The following is a 6734-nucleotide window of genomic DNA, read 5'->3' as shown; positions in this document are numbered from 1 at the left end:
CGTGACCCCGACGCCCGCCTCGACCGCCCGCGCCATCAGCCCGCCGCACGTGATGGTCTCGTCGTCGGGATGGGCGTGGACCAGGACCATCCGGCGGGGCACGGGCACGCCGCCGACCCTAGTGGCGGTCCGTTCGGCGGGCCGTGTGCGACCGAGTGGACCGCCACGGGGCGGCGCCCGGTGGGCCGGACCCGTGAGGGTCCCGGCATCGGGCCTACTCGTGCCGGTCGTCCTCCGGCAGCGGGCCGAGGGTGGCGAACGCGTCGAGCACCGGCTCGACGTCGCCGGAGCGGGTCCAGGCGCGGAGCTGGTCGGCCGAGCGGCGGGCCAGCAGCGCGCGGGCGAGATCGAAGTCCGGGGCCGCGATCACGACGTCGGCCTGCTCCGGGTCCCCACCGTCGGAGGCCCACGACCACGACTCCCCGACGAGCCCCAGCGTGGTCCCCTCGGGCAGCCGGCCGCCGACCCGCGGGGCGAACCGGTCGCGGATCGCCGCCAGCCCGTCGGTGTCCTGGCCGCCGGGGACGCCGAGGGCTCCGCGGAGGTCCTGCTCGTGGATGATCACGTCGCCGAGCGGGCGCGTGCCGTGCTCGGCCATCCACGCCCGCAGCGGCTCGGCGGTCTCGCGCCATTCGTCCACGAGGTCGCTGACCGACCGGTCCCTGCGCTGCTCGACCTGCTTCGCGGTCCAGTCCGGGTTGTGGTCGTCGGGCTCGTCCCCGGCGACGACGTCGCTCCCGAGGCCGACCATGTGCGCGAACAGGTCCCGCGCCGTCCAGTCCGGGGTGGCGGGGACGGTGCGCTCCACCTGCTCGTCGGTCGCGGCCTCCATCAGCGCGATCACCCGCGCCTGGGCCCGGCTCCACTCCGCGATCTCGTCCACGGAGGGTCCTGTACCCGTCCTGCCACCGAGGAGACGCTCATGCACGGGGATCCGGGCTCGGGCGGTGCACCAGCGTCTCCTCGACGGCCCGCGACCGCCTCAGGCGGCGGAGTCCGCGTCGCCGTCCGGGAAGTGGCAGGCGAACGTGTGCCGCCCGGCCGGGTCGGACGGGCGCAGCAGCGGGACCTCGTCGGCGCAGCGCTGCCGGGCCTTCGGGCACCGGGTGCGGAAGCGGCACCCCGACGGCGGGTCCGCCGGGCTGGGGATCTCCCCGGAGAGGACCACCCGGGACGTGCGGCGGCGCCGTTCCGCGGCCGGGTCCGGCAGGGGCACCGCCGAGAGCAGCGCCCTGGTGTACGGGTGCCGGGCGTTGTCGTACACCTGCGCGGCGTCGCCGATCTCGACGACCTTGCCCAGGTACATCACCGCGACGCGGTCGGAGATGTGGCGGACCACGGAGAGGTCGTGGGCGATGAACAGGTAGGACAGCCCGAGGCGCTCCTGCAGGTCCTCGAGCAGGTTCACGACGCCGGCCTGCACCGAGACGTCGAGCGCGGAGACCGGCTCGTCGAGGACGATCACCCGCGGGTCCGCCGCGAGGGCCCGGGCGATCCCGATGCGCTGGCGCTGGCCGCCGGAGAACTCGTGGGAGTACCGGTTACGGTGCTCGGCCTTGAGCCCGACCAGCCCGAGGAGCTCCTCGACGCGGGCGCGCAGGGCCGCCTCGTCGGGATGCACGGCGTGGATGCGCAGCGGCTCGGCGATGAGCTCGGAGACCGGCAGCCGCGGGTCGAGCGAGCCGAACGGGTCCTGGAACACCATCGCGAGGTCACGGCGCAGCGGGCGCATCTGCGCGGCCGAGAGCCCGACCAGCTCGCGGCCGGCGTAGCGCACCGAGCCGGAGTCGGGCCGGATGAGCTGCAGGACCGAGCGGCCGGTCGTGGACTTGCCGCACCCGGACTCCCCGACGAGGCCGAGGGTCTCGCCCTCCTCGACGTCGAAGGACACCCCGGTGACGGCCTGGACGCGCCCGGTGACGCGGGGGAAGACGCCGCGGCTGCGGACCGGGAAGGTCGTCGTGAGGTCCCGGACCTGCAGCAGGGCGCTATCGGGGTCGTCGGACTCCGCGGCCGCGGGGGTCCCGGCGGGGGCCGTGGTCATGCGGACACCTCCACGTCGTTCCCGGTGTCGCTCCCGGTCGAGCCCTGCGCGTGGGCGAACAGGTCGCTCGCCCCGCCCTCGGCGAGGACCTCCCAGCGGCGGCAGCGGGTCGAGTGCTCCGCGCGGACCGTGATCAACGGGGGTTCCTCGATCCGGCACGCGTCCTCGACCAGCGGGCAGCGGGGCGCGAACGAGCACCCGGACGGCAGCGCGACGAGTGAGGGCGGGGCGCCGGGGATGGGGGTGAGCCGCCCGCCGAGCTGGTCGACGACGGGCAGCGAGGACAGCAGCCCGACGGTGTAGGGCATCCGGGGGCGGTCGAAGACGTCCTCGGTCGGGCCGGTCTCCACGATCGTCCCGCCGTACATCACCTGCACCCGGTCCGCGGTGCCGGCCACCACGCCGAGGTCGTGGCTGACCAGCACCATCGACGCGCCCGACTCGACCCGGACCTGGTCGAGCACCTCGAGCACCTGCGCCTGGACCGTGACGTCGAGCGCGGTCGTGGGCTCGTCGGCGATGATCAGCCGCGGCCGGTTGACCATGGCCATCGCGATCATCGCGCGCTGGCGCATGCCGCCGGAGAACTCGTGCGGGTACTGCTTCGCGCGGGCCTCCGGCTGCGGGATGTCGACGAGGGCGAGCGCGGCGACGGCGTCGGACCACGCCTCGTCCTTGGACACGCGGTCGTGCGCGCGCCGGGCCTCGGCGATCTGGCGGCCCACCGTGTGCACCGGGTTCAGCGAGCTCATCGGGTCCTGGAAGATCACCGCGACGTCGGCGCCCCGCAGGCCGCGCAGCGTCTCGGGCGACGCCCCGACCAGCTCCCGGCCGGCGAAGCGGATCGAGCCGGTGACCCGGGCCGAGCCGGGCAGCAACCGCGGCACCGCCATGAGCGACACCGACTTGCCCGACCCGGACTCGCCGACGACGCCGAGCACCTCCCCCGGCTCGACCCGGAAGCTCACGTCGCGCACCGCGTGGACGTCGCCCTCCTCGGAGCTGAACGTCACGGAGAGGCCGTCGACCTCGAGGAGCGCCTCGTCCTGGGCCACCGGACTCACCTCCGGGTCTGGCGGGGGTCGAACGCGTCGCGCAGCCCGTCGCCGATGAAGTTGATGGTCAGGGAGATCAGCACGATCGCGACGAAGGGCGCCCAGAACAGCCACGGCCGCGTCGCCAGCTGGGTGTAGTTCTGGTTGAGCACCAGCCCCAGCGACGTGTCCGGGATCCGGACGCCGAGGCCGATGAACGAGAGCGCCGCCTCGGTGAGCACCGCCAGCGAGAGGGTGAGCGTCGCGTTGACGACGATCGTGCCGACCATGTTGGGCACCAGGTGCCGCGTCACGATCCGCCACGTCGTGGCCCCGGCGGCGCGGGCCGCCTCGATGAACTCCCGCTGGGACAGCGCCAGCGACTCCGCGCGGGTGACGCGGGCGATCGGCATCCACAGGAAGAACCCGAGGACCAGGCCGACGAGCCACCACGACCCGCCGACGCCGTTGATCAGCACCGCCGCCGCGGCCTGGAGCGGGACGACCAGGAACAGGTCGGTCAGGCGCGAGATCGCCGTGTCCGCCCCGCGCCGGAGGTAGCCGGCGAGCGTCCCCAGCAGCACCCCGATCACCGTCGCGATGACCGTGGTCAACAGCCCGATCTGCAGCGAGAACTGGGCGCCCTTCATCACCAGCGAGAAGACGTCCGCGCCGACCTGGTCGGTGCCGAAGACGTGGGCCGCGCTCGGGTCCTCGTAGGAGCCGGCGGAGAGGTCGGTGAGCGAGTAGCCGAGGAACGGGGGTGCGACATAGACGAAGAGGACGAACAGCACGAGGATCGTCAGGCTGGTCATCGCCGCGCGGTGGCGCAGGAAGCGCCGCAGGACGAGCTGCCCCTGCGAGAGGTACACCCCGCCCGGCTCCCCGCCGTCCCTCGCCGGGTCGGGCGTCGGGACCTTGCCGGGATGTCTCCGGGCGACGTCGGTGGTCTCAGCCAAGGCGGATCCTCGGGTCGAGGTAGCTGTACGCGATGTCCGCGATCAGGTTGAACAGCACGACGATCGTGGCGGTGACGAGCAGCCAGCCCATGAGCATGTTCGGGTCGTACTGCCCGATGGAGCGCACGAGCAGCGAGCCCATCCCGTTCCAGCCGAACACCTGCTCGGTGACGATCGCGCCGCCGAACACCGCGCCGAAGTTGTAGGCGAAGTAGGTCGTGACCGGGAGCAGCGCGTTGCGCAGCGCGTGCCGCAGCACCACCTGCCGCTCGGAGAGCCCCTTCGCCCGCGCCGTCCGCACGTAGTCCTGGCGCATGACCTCGAGCATCGACGCCCGCTGGAAGCGGCTGTAGGCGGCGAAGCTGATCGAGGCCAGCGCGATCGTCGGGAGGAGGTAGGTCCCGGTGAAGGTGAAGAACACGTGCCCGGGGCTGCCGGTGAACCCGCTGTCGGGCGGGCCCGCCGTGGTGAGCCAGCGGTCGCCGCCGAGGTCGATGAGCAGCAGGTTGAACTGGATGCCGTAGGTCTTGAGGATGATCGCGATGCAGAAGACGGGCATCGAGAACAGGACGAAGGCGAGGGTCGTCGCGACGTAGTCGGTGATCGAGTACTGCCGCAGCGCCGCGACGGCGCCGACCGCGGCCCCGCCGAGGAGCGCGACGACCTCGGCGATCACGACGAGGCGGATGGTCACCCACAGCGCGTGCATCACGGTCGGGAACACCGGGGCCTGCGCCTGCCCCAGGGCGACGCTGGTGCCCCAGTCACCGCTCAGCACGCCGGTGAGCCAGGTCCACCAGCGCACGACGACCGGCTGGTCGAGCCCCAGCGCCCGCGCCGTCGTGTCGATGGTCGCCTGCGTGATGCCCGGGCGGGCCTTCAGCGCGCCGAGGGGATCGCCCGAGGTGGCCACCGCGAGGTAGAGCAGGAACGACGCCACGAACAGCACGCCGATCGAGATCAGGATGCGCCGCACGATGTACGCGGCCACGTGTCACCTCTCCTTCGTGGCCGTCCCCGCCGGGCCGGGATCGCCGGCCCGGCGGGGAGCCGGAGGCTACTGACTGACGGCCCACTCGTTCGCGTGCAGCATGGCGCCGAGGTTCGGCTGGTACCACACGTTGTCGATCTTGTCGGTATAGCCGACGGTGTTCGGCTGGACGTACAGCGGGACCGAGGCCACGTCCCCGGCCAGGAGCTTGTCGGCCTGCTGCCACTGCTGGAGGTAGCCGTTGGGGTCGAGGTTGGACGTCGCCTGCGCCATCAGCGCGTCGACCTGGGGGTTCGAGTAGTTCTGGTGGTTCTGCCCGCCACCGGTCTGGTAGATCGACTGGTGGGAGGAGACGAACGGGTCGTTCTGCCACGCGTAGAGCGCGACGTCGAAGTCCCCGGCCCCGACGCGGGTGTCGAGGAAGTTCGGGTCGTCGTCGTCGACCACCTTCATGCCGGCCTGACCGCAGGCCGCCTGGATCAGCTGCACCGTCTGCACGCGCCGCGGCACGTTGGTGTGGCTGATCCGGAACGTCAACGGCTTCCCGGCCTTGGCGTAGATGCCGTCCGGACCCTTGGCCCACCCGTCGGCGGTGAGCGTCTGGTTGGCCTGGGCGAGGTCGCCGGTCGCGATCTGCGAGTAGGCGTCCTGGTAGCCCTTCTGGGTGGGCAGGAACATCAGGCTCTGCAGCGGCGCCGCGTCGGGCTGGATGCCCTTGATGAGCTTGTCGACGATCTCCTGGCGCGGGACGCACTGGGCGAACGCCTGCCGCACCGCCTTGTCGGCGAAGAGCGGGTTCTTGAAGTTCATGTCCAGGTGCTCGTACGACGCGCCGGACGTCGCCTGGAACTTGATGCCCTGGGCGGCCAGCCCGCGCAGCAGGTTCGCCGAGTTGACGTCCGGCTGGTTGGCCGTCACCTGGATCTCGTTGTTCTGCAGCGCCTGGGCCGCGGCCGTGGCGTCCGCGATGTTGCGGTAGGTCAGGGTCTCCGGGCCGCCGGGCGCGCCCTTCCAGGCCGGGTTCCGCGTGAGCTTCACCGACTGGTCCTGCACCCAGCTGTCGAACTGGTACGGGCCGGAGGACAGGTCGACCGACTTGTCGAAGCCGTTCCACCCGGTGTTCCAGAACTGGGTCAGCTTCGCGAGCTGGTCGGGCGGCGACTGCGGGGTGATCTGGCGGACGTCGGGGATCCCGGTCCTCTGCTCCAGGACGTGGGCCGGCAGCAGGTCGCCGTTGTTCTGGCTGAACAGGCCGATGTAGTCCGCGAAGGGCTGGGCGAACGTGGCCTGGAAGGTCGTGTCGTTCAGGCACTGGGCCTGGCCGATGTTGCCGTAGCCGTTCGTGCTCGCGGCGGTGAAGCCGGGGATCTTGCCGCTACCCGCGAGGTAGGCGAGGTAGAAGTCCTTGCAGTTCCACGGCTGGCCGTCGGACCAGGTCACGCCGGGCTTGATCTTCCACTGCACCGTCTCCGGGGTGGACGAGACGAGGTCGATCCCGTCCATCATGTCGCCGTTGACCAGCGGGGTGCCGTCGTTGTCGAGGACGGTGGCGGCGGAGAGGACGGGCAGCAGCGGATAGAGGTTGTAGACCGAGTTGTTGGCCGCGGTGTCGTTGTTGTACGCGGTGTAGGAGGTGTCCGCGGCCACGACCACTCCGGGCCCGGACGGGACCTGCGGCGCCCGGTAGACGTTGCCCTGGCGGCCCT

The 6734-nt window shown here is 72.0% G+C and carries 6 protein-coding genes; all 6 read right to left on the bottom strand.

What is annotated here, in order from left to right:
* Positions 1-214: 214 nt before the first annotated feature.
* Positions 215-883 carry a maleylpyruvate isomerase family mycothiol-dependent enzyme gene (locus AC0CYZ_RS18650; protein ID WP_472218010.1) on the bottom strand — a complete coding sequence of 223 codons (669 nt, stop codon included), beginning with the start codon at positions 881-883 and terminating at the stop codon, positions 215-217.
* Between the two features lie 99 nt (positions 884-982).
* Complete coding sequence (locus AC0CYZ_RS18645) at positions 983-2044, bottom strand: ABC transporter ATP-binding protein (protein ID WP_472218008.1); 1062 nt, start codon at positions 2042-2044, stop codon at positions 983-985.
* Positions 2041-3099 (bottom strand): ABC transporter ATP-binding protein, encoded by a 1059-nt coding sequence (locus AC0CYZ_RS18640; RefSeq protein ID WP_472218006.1) that lies wholly within the window; start codon positions 3097-3099, stop codon positions 2041-2043. The genes AC0CYZ_RS18645 and AC0CYZ_RS18640 overlap by 4 nt, the downstream gene beginning before the upstream one ends.
* 5 nt (positions 3100-3104) lie before the next feature.
* Positions 3105-3950, bottom strand: coding sequence for an ABC transporter permease (locus AC0CYZ_RS18635; RefSeq protein ID WP_472218011.1), 846 nt, complete (start codon positions 3948-3950; stop codon positions 3105-3107).
* 79 nt (positions 3951-4029) lie between these two features.
* A complete protein-coding gene (locus AC0CYZ_RS18630) occupies positions 4030-5028 on the bottom strand; it encodes an ABC transporter permease (RefSeq protein ID WP_472218004.1) in 999 nt (332 codons plus the stop codon).
* 66 nt (positions 5029-5094) lie between these two features.
* A partial coding sequence (locus AC0CYZ_RS18625; RefSeq protein WP_472218003.1) for an ABC transporter family substrate-binding protein occupies positions 5095-6734 on the bottom strand: 1640 nt, incomplete at its 5' end.

The organism is Actinomycetospora sp. (genome assembly GCF_055612215.1).
Note: the sequence above shows the minus strand (reverse complement) of the source record. Positions and strands in the feature narration are given on the sequence as shown.